At 65.4% G+C, this 20,120-nt stretch carries 19 protein-coding genes; 10 read left to right on the top strand and 9 right to left on the bottom strand.

The window, feature by feature from the left end; genetic code table 11:
* Positions 1–58: 58 nt before the first annotated feature.
* The 6 genes from accC to CFB43_RS02800 all read left to right on the top strand — a co-directional run bounded on the left by accC (position 59) and on the right by CFB43_RS02800 (position 5,814).
* On the top strand, positions 59–1,426 hold the full coding sequence (accC, locus tag CFB43_RS02825; RefSeq protein WP_021161890.1) for an acetyl-CoA carboxylase biotin carboxylase subunit: 1,368 nt from the start codon (positions 59–61) through the stop codon (positions 1,424–1,426).
* Positions 1,427–1,428: 2 nt separating this feature from the next.
* Positions 1,429–2,331, top strand: a complete 903-nt coding sequence (prmA, locus tag CFB43_RS02820; RefSeq protein ID WP_039353046.1) for a 50S ribosomal protein L11 methyltransferase — start codon at positions 1,429–1,431, stop codon at positions 2,329–2,331.
* A gap of 45 nt (positions 2,332–2,376) precedes the next feature.
* A complete protein-coding gene (locus CFB43_RS02815; protein ID WP_089494060.1) occupies positions 2,377–3,720 on the top strand; it encodes a zinc-ribbon and DUF3426 domain-containing protein in 1,344 nt (447 codons plus the stop codon).
* Between the two features lie 73 nt (positions 3,721–3,793).
* Positions 3,794–4,297 (top strand): thiol peroxidase, encoded by a 504-nt coding sequence (tpx, locus tag CFB43_RS02810; protein WP_089494059.1) that lies wholly within the window; start codon positions 3,794–3,796, stop codon positions 4,295–4,297.
* Positions 4,298–4,382: 85 nt separating this feature from the next.
* Complete coding sequence (locus CFB43_RS02805) at positions 4,383–5,321, top strand: carbohydrate kinase family protein (RefSeq protein WP_089439186.1); 939 nt, start codon at positions 4,383–4,385, stop codon at positions 5,319–5,321.
* A 19-nt stretch (positions 5,322–5,340) separates the two neighbouring features.
* On the top strand, positions 5,341–5,814 hold the full coding sequence (locus CFB43_RS02800) for a glycine zipper 2TM domain-containing protein (RefSeq protein ID WP_021161893.1): 474 nt from the start codon (positions 5,341–5,343) through the stop codon (positions 5,812–5,814).
* Between the two features lie 235 nt (positions 5,815–6,049).
* On the opposite strand, the gene CFB43_RS02795 is transcribed toward CFB43_RS02800, so the two are convergent.
* From CFB43_RS02795 to CFB43_RS02755, 7 genes are all read right to left on the bottom strand, one after another.
* Positions 6,050–6,751, bottom strand: a complete 702-nt coding sequence (locus tag CFB43_RS02795; RefSeq protein WP_089439185.1) for a histone H1-like DNA-binding protein — start codon at positions 6,749–6,751, stop codon at positions 6,050–6,052.
* A gap of 28 nt (positions 6,752–6,779) precedes the next feature.
* Positions 6,780–7,106, bottom strand: coding sequence for a hypothetical protein (locus tag CFB43_RS02790; protein ID WP_089494058.1), 327 nt, complete (start codon positions 7,104–7,106; stop codon positions 6,780–6,782).
* A gap of 82 nt (positions 7,107–7,188) precedes the next feature.
* Positions 7,189–8,400 (bottom strand): ribonucleotide-diphosphate reductase subunit beta, encoded by a 1,212-nt coding sequence (locus tag CFB43_RS02785; protein ID WP_039353057.1) that lies wholly within the window; start codon positions 8,398–8,400, stop codon positions 7,189–7,191.
* Positions 8,401–8,765: 365 nt separating this feature from the next.
* The gene (locus CFB43_RS02775) at positions 8,766–11,759 is read right to left on the bottom strand and encodes a ribonucleoside-diphosphate reductase subunit alpha (protein WP_089494057.1); all 2,994 of its coding nucleotides are present in this window, start codon (positions 11,757–11,759) and stop codon (positions 8,766–8,768) included.
* Between the two features lie 462 nt (positions 11,760–12,221).
* Positions 12,222–12,812 (bottom strand): 1,6-anhydro-N-acetylmuramyl-L-alanine amidase AmpD, encoded by a 591-nt coding sequence (ampD, locus tag CFB43_RS02765; protein ID WP_089494056.1) that lies wholly within the window; start codon positions 12,810–12,812, stop codon positions 12,222–12,224.
* Positions 12,809–13,126, bottom strand: coding sequence for a PP0621 family protein (locus CFB43_RS02760; protein WP_089430577.1), 318 nt, complete (start codon positions 13,124–13,126; stop codon positions 12,809–12,811). The genes ampD and CFB43_RS02760 overlap by 4 nt, the downstream gene beginning before the upstream one ends.
* Positions 13,127–13,139: 13 nt before the next feature.
* Entirely contained in the window at positions 13,140–14,033 is an 894-nt protein-coding gene (locus CFB43_RS02755) for a cytochrome C assembly family protein (RefSeq protein ID WP_089494055.1), read from the bottom strand.
* An 89-nt stretch (positions 14,034–14,122) separates the two neighbouring features.
* Here CFB43_RS02755 and ffh point away from each other — a divergent pair, with 89 nt between their 5' ends.
* Together ffh and CFB43_RS02745 are read left to right on the top strand one after the other, a co-directional pair.
* Positions 14,123–15,490 carry a signal recognition particle protein gene (gene ffh / locus CFB43_RS02750; RefSeq protein ID WP_089424440.1) on the top strand — a complete coding sequence of 456 codons (1,368 nt, stop codon included), beginning with the start codon at positions 14,123–14,125 and terminating at the stop codon, positions 15,488–15,490.
* Between the two features lie 94 nt (positions 15,491–15,584).
* A complete protein-coding gene (locus CFB43_RS02745; protein ID WP_089424439.1) occupies positions 15,585–16,136 on the top strand; it encodes a hypoxanthine-guanine phosphoribosyltransferase in 552 nt (183 codons plus the stop codon).
* A gap of 93 nt (positions 16,137–16,229) precedes the next feature.
* Here CFB43_RS02745 and CFB43_RS02740 read toward each other — a convergent pair whose 3' ends face one another.
* On the bottom strand, positions 16,230–16,832 hold the full coding sequence (locus CFB43_RS02740) for a MarC family protein (RefSeq protein ID WP_011350864.1): 603 nt from the start codon (positions 16,830–16,832) through the stop codon (positions 16,230–16,232).
* Positions 16,833–16,853: 21 nt separating this feature from the next.
* Positions 16,854–18,590: a proline--tRNA ligase gene (locus CFB43_RS02735; RefSeq protein WP_089494054.1), complete on the bottom strand. Its 1,737-nt coding sequence runs from the start codon at positions 18,588–18,590 to the stop codon at positions 16,854–16,856.
* Positions 18,591–18,808: 218 nt separating this feature from the next.
* Between CFB43_RS02735 and CFB43_RS02725 the strand changes: the two genes are divergently transcribed.
* A complete protein-coding gene (locus CFB43_RS02725; RefSeq protein WP_069247070.1) occupies positions 18,809–19,456 on the top strand; it encodes an RNA pyrophosphohydrolase in 648 nt (215 codons plus the stop codon).
* A gap of 13 nt (positions 19,457–19,469) precedes the next feature.
* Positions 19,470–20,078: a CNP1-like family protein gene (locus CFB43_RS02720; protein WP_089494053.1), complete on the top strand. Its 609-nt coding sequence runs from the start codon at positions 19,470–19,472 to the stop codon at positions 20,076–20,078.
* Positions 20,079–20,120: the final 42 nt, after the last annotated feature.

Below are 20,120 nucleotides of genomic sequence, written 5' to 3'. Positions count from 1 at the left end.
CGCCGCCGATGCCCGCCAGGCGCCGTTCGCGCGCCCCTCGAAGAGACGAATACTCGCTATGTTTGAAAAAATCCTCATTGCCAACCGCGGTGAAATCGCGCTGCGCATCCAGCGTGCGTGCCGTGAGCTCGGCGTCAAGACGGTGGTCGTCTACTCGGAAGCCGACAAGGAAGCCAAGTACGTGCGCCTCGCGGACGAAGCCGTCTGTATCGGCCCGGCCCCGTCGAACCTGAGCTACCTGAACATGCCGGCGCTGATCAGCGCCGCGGAAGTCACCGATGCCGAGGCGATCCACCCCGGCTACGGCTTCCTGTCGGAGAACGCCGATTTCGCGGAACGTGTCGAGCAGTCGGGCTTCACGTTCATCGGCCCGCGCCCGGAAACGATCCGCATGATGGGTGACAAGGTCACCGCGAAGCAGACGATGATCAAGACCGGCGTGCCGTGCGTGCCGGGCTCGGAAGGCGCGTTGCCGGACGATCCGAAGGAGATCGTCAAGATTGCACGCGCGATCGGCTATCCGGTCATCATCAAGGCGGCAGGCGGCGGTGGCGGGCGCGGGATGCGCGTCGTGCACACCGAGGCCGCGCTCGTCAACGCGGTCAACATGACCCGCGAGGAAGCCGGCCGTGCGTTCGGCAACCCGCAGGTGTACATGGAGAAGTTCCTCGAGAACCCGCGCCACATCGAAATCCAGGTGCTGTCCGACGCGTACAAGAACGCGATCTGGCTCGGCGAGCGCGATTGCTCGATGCAGCGCCGCCACCAGAAGGTGATCGAGGAAGCGCCGGCACCCGGCATTCCGCGCCGCCTGATCGACCGCATCGGCGACCGCTGCGCGGACGCCTGCAAGAAGATGGGCTACCTCGGTGCGGGCACGTTCGAATTCCTGTACGAAAACGGCGAGTTCTACTTCATCGAGATGAACACGCGCGTGCAGGTCGAGCACCCGGTATCGGAGCTGATCACGGGCGTCGACATCGTGCAGGAACAGATCCGCATCGCGGCCGGCGAGAAGCTCACGCTGCGCCAGCGCGACATCCAGTTCCGCGGTCATGCGATCGAATGCCGGATCAACGCGGAAGATCCGTTCAAGTTCACGCCGTCGCCGGGCCGGATCACGTCGTGGCACACGCCGGGCGGCCCCGGCGTGCGCGTCGATTCGCACGCCTACAATGGCTATTTCGTGCCGCCGAACTATGATTCGATGATCGGCAAGCTGATCACCTACGGCGCGACGCGCGAGCAGGCGATCAGCCGGATGCGCATCGCGCTGTCGGAAATGGTCGTCGAAGGCATCCAGACCAACATCCCGCTGCACCGCGAGCTGATGATCGACTCGAAGTTCGTCGAAGGCGGCACCAGCATCCACTACCTCGAAAACCGGCTCGCCCAGAAGCAGCAGGTCGCACCGGAAGAAGCGTAAGCATGAGCTATCGCGAACTCGTCGTCGAACTGGCCCGTGAGCATGCGGAGGCGCTGTCCGACGCGCTGCTCGAACTCGGCGCGCTGTCGGTGTCGGTCGAGGATGCCGACGCCGACACGCCCGACGAACAGCCGCTCTTCGGCGAGCCGGGCCTCGTGCCCGACCGCACCGCGTGGCAGCACTCGCGCGTGGTCGCGCTGCTCGCGGCCGACCATGAGCCGGCCGTGCTGCTCGCGGCGGCCGCGAACGAGATCGGCGTCGCCGAGACACCGGCATTCACCGTCCGCGAAGTCGAAGAGCAGGACTGGGTGCGTCTCACGCAATCGCAGTTCGAGCCGATCCCGATCGGCGAGCGGATCTGGGTCGTGCCGTCGTGGCACGATGCGCCCGATCCCGACGCGCTCATCCTCGAACTCGATCCGGGCCTCGCCTTCGGCACCGGTAGCCACCCGACCACGCGCCTGTGCATGGAATGGCTCGAGCAGTCGGTGAAGCCCGGCCAGTCGGTGCTCGACTACGGCTGCGGCTCGGGCATTCTCGCGATCCTCGCGAAGAAATGCGGGGCGAACCCCGTCATCGGCATCGACATCGATCCGCAGGCAGTCGAATCGGCGCGGCAGAACAGCGAACGCAACCATGCGGAAGTCACGTACGGGCTGCCCGATGCGTGCCCGGACGGTGAATTCGACATCGTCGTCGCGAACATCCTGTCGAATCCGCTGAAGCTGATGGCGTCGATGCTCGCCTCGAAGGTCAAGCCGGGCGGGCGCATCGCGCTGTCAGGCGTGCTCGCGCGCCAGGCGGACGAAGTGGCGGCCGTCTACGCACGCTATGTCGACATCTCGGTCTGGCGTGAGCACGAAGGTTGGGTATGCCTCGCCGGAACCCGCCGCGAAAGCCATTAGAATAGCGCTGTCCTTCACTCTGGCCAGCAGGCCGCCCGGCTCGACATGCTTCTTGCGACGCGCTGCCCTCATTGCGAAACCGTCTTCCGGCTGCAGCAGGAACAGCTCTCGCTGCATCAAGGGCTCGTGCGCTGCGGACATTGCCACGAAGTCTTCAACGCATCCGAGTCGCTCGTTCCCGAGTACGCGCAGCAGCCCGAGCCGGTCCTGACCGAACCGGCTGCCGCGCAGGATGACGGTGATGCGCATCATCCGGCCCCGCCTCGGCTGTTCGCTGCCGAGGCGCCGGCCGGGTCACCTTCCGACACCGATTACAAGCCGGAAGGCTGGGACATGTGGGCGCCGTGGCTCGATGCCGGCGTCGACCCGTCGCTGCAGCACAGCGTGCGGACCGTGCGCACCGAGCCGCTGATCCCGCTTGCCCTTCCGTCCATCGAAGCCGGCGTCGTGCACCTGTCGGGTACGCCCGCACCGTTCGCGCCCTCTCCGGCCGAGCTGGCCCCGTCCGCTGCCGTCGAACAGCCGGCCGAATCGCTTCGGACGCAAACGCAAACGCCGCAGGATACCGAACCATCGGCCGCGCCCGTCGAACACGATCCGCGTGAGCCCCGCTTCGTCGCGCACCTTCCGTCGGACGCAGAGACCGCTCGCGACGCCGCCGACCCCGTCGGAACCGCGCACTTCGCCGTGCAGGACGACGAACGCGCGCCGCGCGAACCGCGCTTTGCGTTCGCGCCTGCGCCAGCCGTCACCGAAGCCGGGTCCGAGCCCGACTCCGGCGCTACCCGGCACGACGAGACGCCCGCCGCCACGACCCACGCTCCGGCCGCCCCCTTCCCCGCTGCGCTGACCGACGACGATCGTCCGCATTTCGCCGTCACGCGCGAAACGCGCGCGCCGCAGCGGCGCGGCATGCTCGGCGGCTTTTTCGGCGGCCTCGTCGCTGCCGCGCTCGCCGTGCTGCTCGTCGGACAACTCGCATGGTGGCAGCGCGAAACGCTGATGATCTACTGGCCCGTCACGCAGGGCTGGTTCCGGCAGGCCTGCGCGCCGCTCGGCTGCACGGTTGCGCCGCCGCGCGCGATCGACGGCCTGCGGCTCGACGCGACCGACCTGCGCCAGCTCGACGGCCCGCGCGAGCTCGAGCTGAAGGTGCCGCTGACGAACCGCTACCGCGTCGCACTCGCCTACCCGTCGCTCGAGCTGACGCTGCTCGACGACACCAACCACGTGACTGTGCGCCGCGTACTCGCGCCGCGCGACTACGTGCGCCCGGGCACGCCGATCGACGCCGGGCTGCCGCCCGGCACGACGCAGACGATGGTCGTCCGCGTCGAAACGAGCGGCACACCCGCCTCGAATTTCCGCGTCCAGATTTTCTATCCGTGACGCGTCGCGGCGCGCGCCTGCGCGCCCGTCTCAACCCGCGCGCCCGAGCGGCGCGCTATTTCGGAGCACGAACATGAGCAAAGTTACGCTGGGTGGCAACCCGATCGATCTCGCCGGCACGTTCCCGGCCGTCGGCGCGCAAGGCGCCGATTTCAAGCTGGTCGGCAAGGACCTCGCCGACCTGTCGCTCGCCAGCTTCGCCGGCAAGCGCAAGGTGCTGAACATCGTCCCGAGCCTCGACACGCCGACCTGCGCGACGTCGACCCGCAAGTTCAACCAAGCCGCATCGTCGCTCGACAACACGGTTGTCGTCGTCGTGTCCGCCGACCTGCCGTTCGCCGCGACGCGCTTTTGCACGACCGAAGGCCTCGAGAATGTCGTGACGGCTTCGACGTTCCGCACCGGCCGCGCGTTCGCGAACGCGTACGGCGTCGACGTGACGAGCGGCCCGCTGAACGGCCTGACCGCACGTGCGGTCGTCGTGCTCGACGCGCAGGACAAGGTGATCCACGCGGAACTCGTCGGCGAAATCAAGGACGAGCCGAACTACGATGCCGCGCTCGCCGCACTGAAGTAAGCTTTCTTTCGCTTTCCCCTGCCGCGCCGCGCCTTTCGCGCGGCGTTGTCGCGCAGGGTTCCTCATTTCTACAGGAACGCACACCTTGGCTACGTTGATTTGCGGCTCGATCGCCTACGATTCCATCATGACCTTCGAGGGGCGGTTCCGCGAGCACATCCTGCCCGACCAGGTGCACCTCATCAACCTGAGCTTCCTGGTGCCGACGATGCGCCGCGAATTCGGCGGCTGCGCGGGCAACATCGCGTACGCGCTGCACCTGCTCGGCGGCGATGCGCGCATCATGGGGACGATCGGCGCGCTCGACGCGCAGCCGTATCTCGACCGGCTCGACCAGCTCGGCCTGCGCCGCGACCACGTTCGCGTGCTGCCCGACACGTATACCGCGCAGGCGATGATCACGACCGATCTCGACAACAACCAGATCACGGCGTTCCACCCGGGCGCGATGATGCAGTCGCACCTGAACCACGCGGGCGACGCGCCGGGCATCAAGCTCGCCATCGTCGGCCCCGACGGCTTCGACGGGATGGTGCAGCACGTGGAAGAACTCGCCAAGGCCGGCGTGCCGTTCGTGTTCGATCCGGGCCAGGGCCTGCCGCTGTTCGACGGTGCGACGCTGCGCCGCAGCATTGAACTTGCGACCTTTGTAGCGGTCAACGACTACGAGGCCAAGCTGGTGAGCGACAAGACGGGATGGTCCGAAGATGAAATCGCCAGCCGGGTCGATGCCCTCGTCATTACGCGCGGCGAGCACGGCGCGACCATCCGCCACAAACAGGGCACGGAGCAGATTCCTGTCGTGCCGGCCGAGCAGATCTCCGATCCGACCGGCTGCGGCGACGCCTTCCGGGGTGGCTTGCTGTACGGCATCGAGCATGGCCTCGACTGGGCAACCACGGGCCGCCTCGCGAGCCTGATGGGCTCGATCAAGATCGCCCACCAGGGGCCCCAGACTTACGTACTGACGCGCGCCGAAATCGACGCACGCTTCGAGACTGCATTCGGTTACAGTCTCAAATGAATTTTGTGGGAGAGCAAAGATGTTGACGAAAAAGACCCTCACGCTCGCGGCCATGCTGACGGCCTCGCTGACGCTCACCGGTTGCTTCACCGCACCCGGTTCGGCGGATGTCTATAGCGTCGGCCAGGCGCAGCGCGAACAGACGGTCCGCATGGGCACCGTCGAAAGCGTCCGCGCGGTGCGCATCCAGTCCGACGGCGGCGGCAGCGCGATCGGCACGCTCGGCGGCGGCGCGCTCGGCGCAGTGGCAGGCAGCGCGATCGGCGGCGGCAAGGGGTCGATCCTGACCGCGATCGCCGGCGGCCTCGTCGGCGCGGTCGCGGGCAACGCGGTCGGCGAAAACCTCAGCACGGCGAACGGTGTCGAAATCACCGTGCGCCTCGACAACGGCGATCTGCGCTCGATCACGCAGGCTGCAAGCGGCGAAGCGTTCCGCGCCGGCGAACGCGTGCGACTGTTGTCGAGCGGCGGCGTCACGCGCGTCACGCACTAACAGGTACCTCAGCACGCGGCGCAAGCCGCGGTCGAACGCATGTGCGAAGCTGCACATGCGTTTTTTTTCGTCCGTGCTCGCCGCAGCTGGCTTGTGGGTGTCCGGGATGCGGGCACATCGGCAACGACGGACGAAAAAAATCCCGCCACCTGAGCCAGATGGCGGGACTGATTGAGTAGCGCTACTCAACCCACGGACACCACGTGAGTGTCCGGGTGGTGCAGGTCAGCCTCGATTACGGACGGCTGCCGGTCGGGAACGGCCATGCCGCTGCCGGGTTGAGCGCGGTCTTCACGCCCGATGCCGGCGCAACCGATGCGGTCGACGCGGTCGTTGCCGGCGCAGCCTTCTTCACGACGGCCTTCTTCGGAGCAGCAGCCTTCTTCGGAGCCGCGGCCTTCTTCGCCGGAGCCGGAGCGGCAGCCGGAGCAGCAGCGGCAGCCTTCTTCGCCGGAGCAGCGGCCTTCTTCGCAGGGGCAGCCTTCTTCGCAGCAGGCGCAGCCTTCTTCGCGGCAGCCTTCTTCGCAGGCGCAGCCTTCTTCGCAGCAGCCTTCTTCGCCGGCGCGGCCTTCTTCGCAGCAGCCTTCTTAGCCGGTGCGGCCTTCTTCGCAGCAACCTTCTTCACTGCGACTTTCTTGGCGGCAACCTTCTTCGCTGCGGCCTTCTTCGCCGGTGCTGCCTTCTTCGCGGCAACCTTCTTCACTGCGACCTTCTTGGCTGCAACCTTCTTCGTTGCGACCTTCTTCGCAGCAACCTTCTTCACTGCTGCCTTCTTCGCCGGTGCTGCCTTCTTCGCGGCAACCTTCTTCACCGCGACCTTCTTCGCAGCAACCTTCTTCACTGCAGCGGCCTTCTTCGCCGGAGCAGCAGCCTTCTTCGCAGCGACCTTCTTCACTGCGGCCTTCTTTGCAGCCGGTTTCTTCTTGGCAAGTGCCATGTTGTTCTCCTTCAGGTTCAGATGAGAGTCAGTTCAAACTACACCCTTCGTCAAAACCCGCTTCCCGCGGACGCTGTTCAGGACGTGCGCTTCGAAGCGGGCTATTCATCGGCGTACGCGGATACCACGCGCTTACGCTAATGAATACGGTATGGCGCGCGTGGCCACTCGGCCTCGCGCGCCAAATCAAGTCGGTAGCCGGCGCACCTCGCGCCGCTACCCCTAATCGCTTGATCAAGCGGACCACCACACGGCCGTCCGCTTTTTCCGGAGGGAAGTTTGCCCATCCCACTGAAGGGTTCGCAAAGTGCCTGTCGTGTCGTCGTGCCGTTAAGGCACCGGGCATGCTTTGCATCAGGCGTTCTTGCTCCTAAACCTTGAGCCGGGGCCGAGGGGCCGCCGGCTGTTCCATCATGTGACGGGTTCGCTGCTGCGGGTTATTCCCAGGACAGCGCGCCGCCCGTCTGATACTCGATCACACGCGTCTCGAAGAAGTTGCGTTCCTTCTTCAGGTCGATCATCTCGCTCATCCACGGGAACGGGTTTTCCTCGTTCGGGTACAGCGGATCGAGGCCGATCTGCTGGCAACGACGGTTGCTGATGAAGCGCAGATAGCTCTTGAACATCGACGCGTTCAGACCCAGCACGCCGCGCGGCATCGTGTCCTCGGCGTAGCGGTATTCGAGTTCGACAGCCTGCTTGAACAGCTCGCGGATCTCGGCGCGGAATTCGGCGGTCCAGAGATGCGGATTCTCGAGCTTGATCTGGTTGATCAGGTCGATGCCGAAGTTGCAGTGCATCGACTCGTCGCGCAGGATGTACTGATATTGCTCTGCAGCACCCGTCATCTTGTTCTGGCGGCCGAGCGCGAGGATCTGCGTAAACCCGACATAGAAGAACAGGCCTTCCATGATGCAGGCGAACACGATCAGCGACTTCAGCAGCTTCTGATCCGCTTCGAGCGTGCCGGTCTTGAAGGCCGGATCCGTCAGCGTGTGGATGAACGGGATCAGGAATTCGTCCTTCGCGCGGATCGACGTGACCTCGTGGTACGCGTTGAAGATCTCGCCTTCGTCGAGGCCGAGCGATTCGACAATGTATTGGTACGCGTGCGTGTGGATCGCCTCTTCGAACGCCTGGCGCAGCAGGAACTGCCGGCACTCGGGCGCCGTGATGTGGCGGTACGTGCCGAGCACGATGTTGTTCGCCGCGAGCGAATCGGCCGTCACGAAGAAGCCGAGGTTGCGCTTCACGATGCGGCGCTCGTCCTCGGTCAGACCGTTCGGGTCCTTCCACAGAGCGATGTCGCGGGACATGTTGATTTCCTGCGGCATCCAGTGGTTCGCGCACCCGGCCAGATACTTTTCCCACGCCCACTTGTACTTGAACGGCACCAGCTGATTGACGTCAGTCTGGCCGTTGATGATGCGCTTGTCGGCGACATTGACCCGCGCTTCCGAACCGCCGGCGGGAACAGCCGATGCTTGCGGGGGCACCGCAAGATCGCCTTCGAAAATGTCGCGGACCTGATGGGCGGCAGGCGTTGCAGCCTGCAGTCCGACAGCCGTTCCTGCGGAGGTGCGCATCGCGTTTTGCTGCGCTCCGCTCGCGGGAGTTACGGCAGTCTTCTCTTCATCCCAGTTGAGCATAAATTCTCACCATCAATTTAGAACGGTTTGTACCATCTTTTCCTGAGCGATAAAAGGGTTCGCTCACGAAAAATCCTTTTTTCGATTCGCGTTGCGACCTCGATACAACACTTTGAGCAACGCATCGTCGTTCATGCAGCGCGCGATGTGCGTCGCGCGTGTATCGCGAGGTGCGCTCGACGCATCGAACGCTGATCGAAACGCGACGTCGTCGGGGATGTTTCGATCGCTTGTCACTGCCTGCAACGCAGGTGCCGCGTTACAGATTCCTTATCATTTTTTTAGTTGAGAGCGGCGCACACTTCAACCTCGATCGGTCGTCGTGTGCGCCGCGCTGACCTGCTTCCCAGGTCAGGCGCACTGCGTTACTGGCACGCTTCGCATTCGTCGAAGCCAGGATCGCCCGGACGCATCGTGCACACCGGACCATCTGCCTCGACCGGTGCGAGTGCCGGTGCCGCGTTGACCGCGCCCGACGACGCATCGCCGCCTGCCGCACCGAAGCCGCCGGCTGCGCCTTGCGCGCCGCCGCTGCTCGAGCCGCCGCCCGTCGGCACGGCGTTCAGCGCGCCGTGTGCGACCGTCGACTTCTCGACGTGCGTCGCCGCCATCGTGCGGAGGTAGTAGGTCGTCTTCAGGCCACGCAGCCATGCGAGCTTGTAGACCTCGTCGAGCTTCTTGCCCGACGCGCCGCCCATGTAGATGTTCAGCGACTGCGCCTGGTCGATCCACTTCTGGCGACGCGATGCCGCTTCGACCAGCCACGTCGGGTCGACTTCGAACGCGGTCGCGTAGATCGCGCGCAGGTCGGCCGGGATGCGGTCGATGCGCGACAGCATGCCGTCGAAGTACTTCAGGTCGGCGACCATCACTTCGTCCCACAGGCCGCGTTCCTTCAGGTCGCGCACCAGGTACTCGTTCACCACCGTGAATTCGCCCGACAGGTTCGACTTCACGTACAGGTTCTGGAAGGTCGGCTCGATACAGGCCGACACGCCGATGATGTTCGAGATCGTCGCCGTCGGCGCGATCGCGACGCAGTTCGAGTTGCGCATGCCGTGCGTGGCGATCCGCGAACGCAGCGCCGTCCAGTCGAGCGATTCGGACGTGTCGACTTCGACGTAACCGCCACGCGCTTCAGCGAGCAGCTTCAGCGTGTCCTGCGGGAGGATGCCGCGATCCCACAGCGAACCGCGGTAGCTCGAGTAGCGGCCGCGCTCCTCGGCCAGCTCGGTCGACGCGTGGTAGGCGTAGTAGCAGACCGCTTCCATCGAACGGTCGGCAAACTCGACGGCCGCTTCCGACGCGTACGGCGTGCGCAGCAGGTGCAGGCAGTCCTGGAAACCCATGATGCCCATGCCGACCGGGCGGTGCTTCAGGTTCGAGTTACGCGCCTTCGCCACCGCGTAGTAGTTGATGTCGATCACGTTGTCGAGCATGCGCATCGCGACGCTGATCGTGCGCTTCAGCTTGTCGTGATCGAGCGCGTAGCTGCCGTCGGCCTGCTTCACCAGGTGGGCGACGAGGTTCACGGAGCCGAGGTTGCACACCGCGATTTCGGTGTCGCTCGTGTTCAGCGTGATTTCCGTGCACAGGTTCGACGAATGGACGACGCCGACGTGCTGCTGCGGCGAGCGGATGTTGCACGGATCCTTGAACGTGATCCACGGGTGGCCCGTCTCGAACAGCATGCCGAGCATCTTGCGCCACAGTTGCGCCGCCGGGATCTTCTTGAACAGCTTGATCTCGCCGCGCGCGACCTTGTCTTCGTAAGCCGTGTAAGCCGCCTCGAATTCCGCGCCGAACTTGTCGTGCAGGTCCGGGCAGGTCGACGGCGAGAACAGCGTCCAGTCGGCACCTTCCATCACGCGCTTCATGAACAGGTCGGGAATCCAGTTCGCCGTGTTCATGTCGTGCGTGCGGCGGCGATCGTCGCCCGTGTTCTTGCGCAGCTCCAGGAACTCCTCGATGTCGAGGTGCCACGATTCGAGGTACGCGCAGACCGCGCCCTTGCGCTTGCCGCCCTGGTTGACCGCGACGGCCGTGTCGTTGACGACCTTCAGGAACGGAACCACGCCTTGCGACTTGCCGTTCGTGCCCTTGATATGCGAGCCGAGTGCACGCACGCGCGTCCAGTCGTTGCCCAGGCCGCCGGCGAACTTCGACAGCAGCGCGTTTTCCTTCAGCGCTTCATAGATGCCGTCGAGATCGTCCGCGACGGTCGTCAGGTAGCACGACGACAGCTGCGAGCGGTGCGTGCCCGAGTTGAACAGCGTCGGCGTCGAGCTCATGAAGTCGAAGCTGGACAGCACGTTGTAGAACTCGATCGCGCGCGTTTCGCGGTCGATCTCGTTCAGCGACAGGCCCATCGCGACGCGCATGAAGAAGGCCTGCGGCATTTCGATGCGGGTGCCTTCGACGTGCAGGAAGTAGCGGTCGTACAGCGTCTGCAGGCCGAGATAGCCGAACTGCAGGTCGCGGTTCGCGTCGAGCGCTTCGCCGAGGCGCTTCAGGTCGAACTGCAGCAGCTTGTCGTCGAGCAGGCCGGCGTCGACGCCGCGCTTCAGGAACTGCGGGAAGTATTCCGCGTAGCGGGTCGACATCTCGGCCTGCACCACTTCCTCGCCGAGGATTTCGCGACGGATCGTGTGCAGCAGGATGCGCGACGTAACCTGGCTGTATGCCGGATCCTTCTCGATCATCGTGCGTGCAGCCAGGATCGCCGAGTCGTAGACCTGGCTCATCGGCACGCCGTCGTACAGGTTCTTCACCGTCTCGGCGACGATCGGATCAGGGTTAACCGCAGCGCCGAGGCCGTCGCATGCCGACACGATCAGCGCGCGCAGCGCGTTCAGGTCGAGCGGGCGCGTGACGCCGTTGTCGACGACGTTGATGCCGGTGCTCGCCTCGCCGCCGGCTGCCGCTGCGTCCTCGCCCGCATGCTGGCGCTCGAGGTGACGCTTCTCGCGATACAGCACGTACGCACGCGCGACGTTGTGCTCGCCGCCGCGCATCAGCGCGAGTTCGACCTGGTCCTGGATGTCTTCGATATGGAACGTACCGCCGTTCGGGCGGCTGCGCACGAGCGCGCGCACGACGTTGTGCGTCAGTTGCTCGACCTGCTCGCGTACGCGCGCCGATGCCGCGCCCTGCCCGCCATTGACGGCCAGGAAAGCCTTGGTCACCGCAATCGCGATCTTCGAAGGTTCGAACGAGACGACGCTGCCGTTGCGGCGGATCACCTTGTAGTCGGCGAACGTGGCCTGCGGCGCGAGCGCCTTCGCGCCCTGTTCGGTCCCGCCGAGCGGACGGCTCGAGGCGCTCTCGTACTGGGACGTCGCGTTGTCGGTGGTTTGCATGTGCAAAGCTCCTGGTGTTGGATGGTGCGGAGAGAACCGCGGATTAAAACGAACGCTGCGCAACGCGGTGCGCGAGCGGTAAGAGGCGAGCGATGCGCCGGGGAAGCCGGTTCGGTCGATGCGCGACAACCGATCCGGTCGTGTGCTTCGTCATGTGTACCCTGCCCCGTCGATGTTCGCTGCGCTGATCGCGACGCCCGGACCGCCCGGCCTGACGCGCCGCCCTGAGAACCCTGCCCGCCGGCGTTGCCCGCCGGCCGGTGCCGCTCGGGTTTCCCCTGCGACACACACTATATCTAGTGCAGAACTGCTCAACTGGCACCAAGTATAGTGGACATTCGGAGGACATCAAAATGGATAATTTGCGCTGAAGGTATTGACATCACCCCCACCCCGCGCAGGCTCAGACGCGACAAGGCATTGGTCGGGAAAAAAAATTTCGCGCCCTCAAAAACCCTGCGATCAGTGCTGACGGAAAGGAAAGTATTCGGCGGAAAAACCGGCATCGCTCGCAAAGCGTTGCCAATCGAAATGCGGGCCCGGGTCGGTCTTGCGGCCCGGCGCGACGTCCGAGTGCCCCGCGAATGCGTCGACCGGGTAGCGTGCCGCGAGCGCGCGGGAGAGCGCGGCGAGCATGGCGTACTGCGCGTCGTCGAACGGCACGTCGTCCGCGCCCTCGAGTTCGATGCCGATCGAGAAATCATTGCAGCGCGCCCGGCCGAAGAACTCGGACGAGCCCGCATGCCACGCACGCTCGTCGCACGACACGAACTGCACGAGTTCGCCGTTGCGGCGGATCAGGAAGTGCGCGGACACGCGCACGTCGCGCAGGTGGCTCTGGTAATAGGGGTGCGCATCGCAGTCGAGACGATTCAGGAACAGCGCCTCGATCGCGTCACCGCCGAATTCGCCGGGCGGCAGGCTGATGTTGTGGACGACCACGAGGGTCGGCACCGCGCCCGCGGGCCGCACCTCGAAGTTCGGCGACGGCGCATGGCGCGCTTCGCGCACCCAGCCGTGCGTGTCGACCGACAGCACCTGCGCGTCGCTCATCGTGCGTCGCGACCGCTCGACCGCGCGGCGTGGCGCTGCGCGTGCTCGGCACTGCAGAAGTATTCACCGCCCGCGGCGACGGCGTCGCCCTTCGGCGCATGCACGCCGCATTCGGCGCAGCGCACCATCGGCTCGGGCAGCGCCCGCGCGTCGCCGTTCGGGCGCCCCGAACCCGCGCCGCCGGCGCCGGGCATGCCGTCGTAACCGGCGCCGCGGCCGGTGCGCGCCTGCGCGTGCTCCTGGGCCTGGCGCAGCTTGCGCGCGATCCACGAGCCCGCGAAGAAGAGAAGAATCAGGAGAAGAATCTGTCGCATCGGAAACCTGCGTTCAAACCACGGAACGGTGCAGCAGCACCTCGAAAACGAACCGGCTGCCGACATACGCGAGCAGCAGCGCGGCGAACGACACGAGCACCCAGCGCGCGGCACCGCGGCCACGCCAGCCCGACGTCTTGCGGGCGATCAGCAGGCCGCCGAACATCAGCCACGACAGGATCGCGAATACCGTCTTGTGGTCGAGGCGCAGCGCGCGCGCGTCGACCTGCTCGCTGAACAGGATGCCCGACGCGAGCGTCAGCGTGAGCAGCACGAAGCCGGCGCCGATCAGGCGGAACAGCAGCTTCTCGAGCGTGAGCAGCGGCGGCAGCGTCTCGAGCCAGCTCGCGATCCAGCCCGTCGAGCCGTCGCGCCCGCCGCTCCTCAGCGACTGCAGGCGCCGCTCGACCATCAGCATCAGGACCGCGTGCAGCGCCGCGATCGCGAACAGGCCGTATGCGATGTTCGCGATCAGGAAATGCAGCTTGAACAGCGGCGCTGCGGCATAAGGAAGCACCCGCACGCCGCCGAACACGAGCGGCAGCAGCGACGCGCCGCACGCGAGCGGCAGTACCAGCAGGCGCAGGCTGTCGAGCGGGAAGAAGAAGCTCTCGATCCAGTAGATGCCGGCGCCGAGCCAGAACATCGCGGACAGCGCGAATGCGAAGCCGAACACCATCGCGTCGTTCGGAAAGATCGTCATGTGGAGCAGCACGCCGTGCGCGACCAGCGCGGCGAACAGCAGCGCGCGGCCGGCCCCGCTCATCCCGGACGCGGCGGACGCGGGAACCGGCACGGCCGGCACGCTCGCGACGAGCGGCGTCGCGCCCTGGCGGTGCGTGCGCCAGCCTGCGACGGCGAGGCCGCCGTACAGGAATGCGGTGAGGGCATACAGTACAATATCCATGTTCGAAGTTTACACTAGGCCCCCTTCCCGCGACGGCTCCCTTTGTTCGGTTCCGCCGCGCCTTCGGGCCCCACTGTCCATCGCTCCCCATGCTCGACAATCTCACTCAACGGATGGCGCGCGTCGTCAAGACGCTGCGCGGCGAGGCCCGGCTTACCGAGGCGAACACGCAGGAGATGCTCCGCGAGGTGCGTCTCGCCCTGCTGGAGGCCGACGTTTCGCTGCCGGTCGTCCGCGAATTCATCGCCAAGGTCAAGGAAAAGGCGCTCGGCGAAGAAGTGATCAGCAGCCTGTCGCCGGGTCAGGCGCTGGTCGGCGTGGTCCAGAAGGAACTGACCGCCGTGATCGGCGGCGACTACGAAGGCAAGGCCGCCGAGCTGAACCTCGCGGTCACGCCGCCCGCCGTGATCCTGATGGCCGGCCTGCAGGGCGCGGGCAAGACCACGACCGCCGGCAAGCTCGCGAAGCTGCTGCGCGAGAAGTACAAGAAGAAGGTGCTGACCGTGTCGTGCGACGTGTATCGCCCGGCCGCAATCATGCAGCTGAAAACGGTGAGCGAACAGGTCGGCGCCGACTTCTTCCCGTCCACGCCGGACCAGAAGCCCGTCGACATCGCGATCGCGGCCGTCGACTGGGCGAAGCGCCACTACCACGACGTGCTGATCGTCGATACGGCCGGCCGCCTCGGCATCGACGAGGCGATGATGCAGGAAATCGCCGCGCTGCACGGCACGCTGAAGCCGGCCGAAACGCTGTTCGTCGTCGACGCGATGCTCGGCCAGGACGCGGTCAACACCGCGAAGGCGTTCAACGACACGCTGCCGCTCACCGGCGTCGTGCTGACCAAGCTCGACGGCGACTCGCGCGGCGGCGCCGCGCTGTCGGTGCGTCACGTCACGGGCAAGCCGATCAAGTTCGTCGGTGTCGCCGAGAAGCTCGACGGCCTCGAGGTGTTCCACCCCGACCGGATGGCGAACCGGATCCTCGGCATGGGCGACATCCTCGCGCTCGTCGAGGAGGCGCAGCGCGGCGTCGACGTGCAGGCCGCGCAGAAGCTCGCCGACAAGGTCAAGAAAGGCGGCGACTTCGACCTGAACGATTTCCGCGCGCAGATCTCGCAGATGAAGAACATGGGCGGCCTGTCGTCGCTGATGGATAAGCTCCCTGCGCAGTTCCAGCAGGCGGCGGCCGGCGCCGACATGGGCCAGGCCGAGAAGTCGATCCGCCGGATGGAAGGCATCATCAGCTCGATGACGCCGGCCGAGCGCGCGAAACCCGAGATCATCAAGGCGACGCGCAAGCGCCGCATTGCAGCCGGCGCGGGCGTGCCGGTGCAGGAAGTCAACCGGATGCTGAACCAGTACGACCAGATGCGTACGATGATGAAGAAGCTGAAGGGCGGCAACATGCAGAAGATGATGCGCGGCCTGAAGGGCATGATGCCCGGCATGCGCTGATTCCGCCCATCGGCCGGCGCGCGGGTTTTTGCTGTAGCGCGCGGCGGCCGTTCTGCTTCATTCTTATTTGTATACCGACTGCCCGCCAGAACACATGAACCGCGAAGAAGCCCTCCACATTTTCAACCACTCCGAAGAGATCGTCTCGGCGGACGCCGTCAACGCGTCGATCTCCAAGATGGCCGATGCGATCCGCGCCGAGATCGGCGACGCGTTCCCGCTCGTTCTCTCGGTGATGGGCGGCGCCGCGGTGTTTACCGGGATGCTGCTGCCGCACCTCGATTTCCCGCTGGAATTCGACTACATCCACCTGACCCGCTACCGCAACACGACGCAGGGCAGCCCGGAGATGCACTGGCGCGTCGCGCCGCGCGAATCGGTGAAGGACCGGATCGTGCTCGTGCTCGACGACATCCTCGACGAAGGCGAGACGATGGCCGCGATCCGCGACCGCATTCTCGACATGGGCGCCAAGCGCTTCATGTCGGCCGTGCTGTGCGAGAAGACGCTCGCGAAGGCCAAGCCGCTGCACCCCGACTTCTGCGGCTTCGCGGTGCCGGACCGCTACGTGTTCGGCTGCGGGATGGATGCGAAGGGCTACTGGCGCAACCTGCCGACGATCCGTGCGCTGACCACGAACGTCTGAGCACCCCGCTCCGCACTATATAAATAGAAAGCGGCGCTCCGGTTTCCCGGAGCGCCGCTTTTTTTCGGCGTCTTGGGTGTGCGCCGCCCCGCCCTACAGCTGGTGCACGAACGCGCGGACGCCGCCCAGCATCATCTCGACCGAAATCGCGACGAGCACGAGGCCCATCAGCCGCTCGAACGCCGCGACGGTCCGCTCGCCGATCCATTGCTGGATCCGCTCGGCCAGCACCAGCGTCACCGCGCAGACGATCATCGTGACCGTCAGCGCGCCGACCCACTCGAGCATCTTGCCGGGCCCCTGCGACGTCAGCAGCATCACCGTCGCGAGCGCGGACGGCCCGGCGAGCGCCGGAATCGCGAGCGGCACGATGAACGGCTCGCCGCCCGCACGCGGATCGTTGCCGAGCGCGCCGTCCGGATGCGGAAAGATCATCCGCAGCGCGATCAGGAACAGCACGATCCCGCCGCCGAGCCGCAGCGACAGGTCGGTGAGGCTCATCATCCGCAGGAAACGGTCGCCGACCAGCATGAAGAACAGCAGGATCACGAACGCGATCCCCACTTCGCGCAGGATCAGCTTCACGCGCCGCTCGCGCGGCACATCCCGCATCGCCGAAATGAACAGCGGGATATTGCCGAGCGGATCGGTGATCAGCACCAGGAGCACGGTGGCCGACAGGAAGGTGTATTCCACCGCGTTCCCCGGTCGGTGCGCTTAGCGCGCGAGCGCGGCGTGGATCTTCTCCGCGACCGTCGCCGCAGCCGCGTCGGCCGGCAGCAGCGTCGCTTCGGCGTCGCGGCGGCCCTGATACTCGATCTTGCCTTCCTTCAGGCCGCGCTCGCCGATCACCAGGCGATGCGGCACGCCGATCAGTTCCCAGTCGGCGAACATCACGCCCGGGCGCTCGCCGCGATCGTCGAGGATCACGTCGATGCCGGCTGCGACGAGTTCCGCGTACAGCTTGTCGGCGGTCTCGCGCACCATGTCGCTGCGGTCATAGCCCATCGGGCACAGCACGACTTCGAACGGCGCGATCGACTCGGGCCAGATGATGCCGCGGTCGTCGAAGTTCTGTTCGATCGCCGCGCCGAGAATGCGCGTGACGCCGACGCCGTAGCAGCCCATCAGCATCGGCTGCGGCTTGCCCGACTCGTCGAGGAACGTCGCACCCATCGCTTCCGAATACTTGGTGCCGAGCTGGAACACGTGGCCGACCTCGATGCCGCGGCAGATATCGATCACACCCTTGCCGTCCGGCGACGGGTCGCCCTTCTTCACGTTGCGCACGTCGGCGACGTCCGGCTCGGGCAGGTCGCGGCCCCAGTTCACGCCAGCGATGTGGTAGTCGACCTCGTTCGCGCCGACCACGAAGTCGCTCATGTTCGCGACCGTGCGGTCCGCGATCACCTTCACGGGTTTCTTCGTGCCGACCGGGCCGAGATAGCCCGGCGGCGTGCCGAACCACTCGACGATTTCCTGCTCGGTCGCGAAGCGGTGGTTCTTCAGGCCCGGCAGCTTCGACACCTTGATCTCGTTCAGGTCGTGATCGCCGCGCAGCATCACGAGCCAGATGGTCGGCTCGGCGCCTTCGTTGTCGGTCGCGAGCACGATCGACTTGATCGTGCGCTCGAGCGGGATGGCCAGCAGCTCGGCGACGGCTTCGCACTTCGCCTTGCCGGGCGTCGCGACCTTCTCCATTGCTTCGGCCGGCGCCGCGCGTTCGACGATCAGCGGCAGCGCTTCGGCCGCCTCGATGTTCGCCGCGAATTCGGACGTCGGGCAGTACGCGATCGCGTCTTCACCGGTGTCGGCGATCACGTGGAATTCGTGCGAGAAGTTGCCGCCGATCGAGCCGCTGTCGGCCGCGACCGCACGGAACTCGAGGCCGAGGCGCGTGAAGATGCGCACATACGCGTCGTACATCTTGCGATACGACTCGTTCAGGCCGGCCGCGTCCTTGTCGAACGAGTACGCGTCCTTCATGATGAATTCGCGGCCGCGCATCACGCCGAAGCGCGGACGGATCTCGTCGCGGAACTTCGTCTGGATCTGGTAGAAGTTCACCGGCATCTGCCGGTAGCTCTTGATCTGGTTGCGCGCGATGTCGGTGATGACTTCCTCGTGCGTCGGCCCGATCACGAAGTCGTTGTCCTTGCGGTCCTTGAAGCGCAGCAGCTCGGGACCGTACTGCTCCCAGCGGCCCGATTCCTGCCACAGTTCGGCGGGTTGCACGGCCGGCATCAGCAACTCGATGGCGCCCGCCCGGTTCATTTCCTCGCGCACGATCGCCTCGACCTTGCGAATCGAACGCAGGCCGACCGGCAGGTAGTTATAGATGCCGCCGGCGACGCGACGGATCATGCCGGCGCGCACCATCAGCTTGTGGCTGACGATCTCTGCGTCGGCGGGTGCTTCTTTCAGGGTGCCGATAAAGAAACGGGAAGCTTTCATGCGGACGGTTCCAAAAACGGCGCCCCCAGGCAGGGCGCCCGAAAAAGTTTCAAGGTGAAAAAGCTGCGCGCGACGAACAGCGATGGCGCAGATGACGTAGCAGACTAATCAGGGACAATTCAGCCGGTGTGCCCCGCGCGGATTCGCTCCGTCACGGTGCGCAGCGCCCGTTATCTGTTTATAATCAAAGCAATTTTAAAGGATTCGAAGGTGGTTGTATGCTGGATCGTGAAGGCTTTCGCCCGAACGTCGGCATCATCCTCTTGAACGCGCGCAACGAGGTGTTTTGGGGCAAGCGGCTCCGCGAGCATTCCTGGCAGTTTCCTCAAGGTGGGATCAAGTACGGCGAGACCCCCATGCAGGCGATGTACCGGGAACTGCACGAGGAAACGGGCCTGCACCCGGAACACGTCAAGATAATCGGCCGCACACGCGACTGGTTGCGTTATGAGGTGCCTGACAAGTTCATTAAACGCGAAGTACGCGGTCATTACCGCGGCCAGAAGCAGATCTGGTTCCTGCTGCGGATGGTTGGACGCGATTGCGACATTTGCTTGCGCGCGACCGACCACCCGGAGTTCGATGCGTGGCGCTGGAACGAGTACTGGGTGCCGCTCGATGCGGTGATCGAGTTCAAGCGGGATGTCTATCAGTTGGCGCTGACGGAACTGTCGCGCTTCCTGCGCCGCCCGGCGCAGCGAGCCGAGAAGCCGCGTGGGCCGCGTCTGTCGCGCTATCCGCGCGTCATTGGCGTACAGGCCCAGCAGACGCTGACGATTGTCGACACATCGGTAGTCTGTTCGGAGATCGAAGTGGAAGCGGGCACGCTCGACGAGATGCCGCCCCATGTGATCGTCGGCAAATGACGAATCGAACTGCATGACCGGGCGCGACCTTGGTGTCGCGCCCTTTTTTTACGAGGAATGCATATTGAAAGCGATTGCTCTCGCGCTCGCATCGATTACCGCGGTGGCCACGCTGGCAGGTTGCGCGAATTCGAAGACGCCCACCAACAAGGATGACAGCGAGTTCGTGTATCTGCTGGACCGCCAGGGCACGTGGAAGGAAAACACGGTCGACTCGCTGCCGCCGCTGCCGCAGACAGGCGACCTGCTGCCGTTCAACGTATCGCAGAACACGCCGCTCAAGTTCTTCGTCGATGCGAAGTCGCTGGCGGTCGGCACCGATGGCGTCGTGCGCTACGCGGTCGTCATCACGAGCCCGGCCGGTGCGCGCAACGTGAACTACGAAGGCATCCGTTGCGACACCTACGAATGGCGTCAGTACGCCGGCCTGAATTCGGAACACGACGGCTGGGACCGCACCGTCGAGAACGACTGGCGGCGCATCGAGAACGGCGAACTGAATGCCTACCACTCGGCGCTCTATCAGGACTACTTCTGCGCGAACAAGATGCCGCAGGGCTCGACCCAGCAGATCCTGGAGAACATCCGGTTTCACCGCACCGCGATGAGCCAGTTGCGCTGACGGCGCGCGGCGCCCACCGCGCCCCTGTTCGTCGCATGAAAA

Origin of the sequence: Burkholderia sp. AU15512, assembly GCF_002223325.1 — a bacterium.
Lineage (GTDB): Bacteria > Pseudomonadota > Gammaproteobacteria > Burkholderiales > Burkholderiaceae > Burkholderia.
Note: the sequence above shows the minus strand (reverse complement) of the source record. Positions and strands in the feature narration are given on the sequence as shown.

Coding starts and splice junctions, on each gene's coding strand:
- accC (WP_021161890.1), top strand. CDS start 59: ATGTTTGAAAAAATCCTCATTGCCAACCGCGGTGAAATCGCGCTGCGC.
- prmA (WP_039353046.1), top strand. CDS start 1,429: ATGAGCTATCGCGAACTCGTCGTCGAACTGGCCCGTGAGCATGCGGAG.
- CFB43_RS02815 (WP_089494060.1), top strand. CDS start 2,377: ATGCTTCTTGCGACGCGCTGCCCTCATTGCGAAACCGTCTTCCGGCTG.
- tpx (WP_089494059.1), top strand. CDS start 3,794: ATGAGCAAAGTTACGCTGGGTGGCAACCCGATCGATCTCGCCGGCACG.
- CFB43_RS02800 (WP_021161893.1), top strand. CDS start 5,341: ATGTTGACGAAAAAGACCCTCACGCTCGCGGCCATGCTGACGGCCTCG.
- CFB43_RS02795 (WP_089439185.1), bottom strand. CDS start 6,751: ATGGCACTTGCCAAGAAGAAACCGGCTGCAAAGAAGGCCGCAGTGAAG.
- CFB43_RS02790 (WP_089494058.1), bottom strand. CDS start 7,106: ATGCAAAGCATGCCCGGTGCCTTAACGGCACGACGACACGACAGGCAC.
- CFB43_RS02785 (WP_039353057.1), bottom strand. CDS start 8,400: ATGCTCAACTGGGATGAAGAGAAGACTGCCGTAACTCCCGCGAGCGGA.
- CFB43_RS02775 (WP_089494057.1), bottom strand. CDS start 11,759: ATGCAAACCACCGACAACGCGACGTCCCAGTACGAGAGCGCCTCGAGC.
- ampD (WP_089494056.1), bottom strand. CDS start 12,812: ATGAGCGACGCGCAGGTGCTGTCGGTCGACACGCACGGCTGGGTGCGC.
- CFB43_RS02760 (WP_089430577.1), bottom strand. CDS start 13,126: ATGCGACAGATTCTTCTCCTGATTCTTCTCTTCTTCGCGGGCTCGTGG.
- CFB43_RS02755 (WP_089494055.1), bottom strand. CDS start 14,033: ATGGATATTGTACTGTATGCCCTCACCGCATTCCTGTACGGCGGCCTC.
- ffh (WP_089424440.1), top strand. CDS start 14,123: ATGCTCGACAATCTCACTCAACGGATGGCGCGCGTCGTCAAGACGCTG.
- CFB43_RS02745 (WP_089424439.1), top strand. CDS start 15,585: ATGAACCGCGAAGAAGCCCTCCACATTTTCAACCACTCCGAAGAGATC.
- CFB43_RS02735 (WP_089494054.1), bottom strand. CDS start 18,590: ATGAAAGCTTCCCGTTTCTTTATCGGCACCCTGAAAGAAGCACCCGCC.
- CFB43_RS02725 (WP_069247070.1), top strand. CDS start 18,809: ATGCTGGATCGTGAAGGCTTTCGCCCGAACGTCGGCATCATCCTCTTG.
- CFB43_RS02720 (WP_089494053.1), top strand. CDS start 19,470: ATGACCGGGCGCGACCTTGGTGTCGCGCCCTTTTTTTACGAGGAATGC.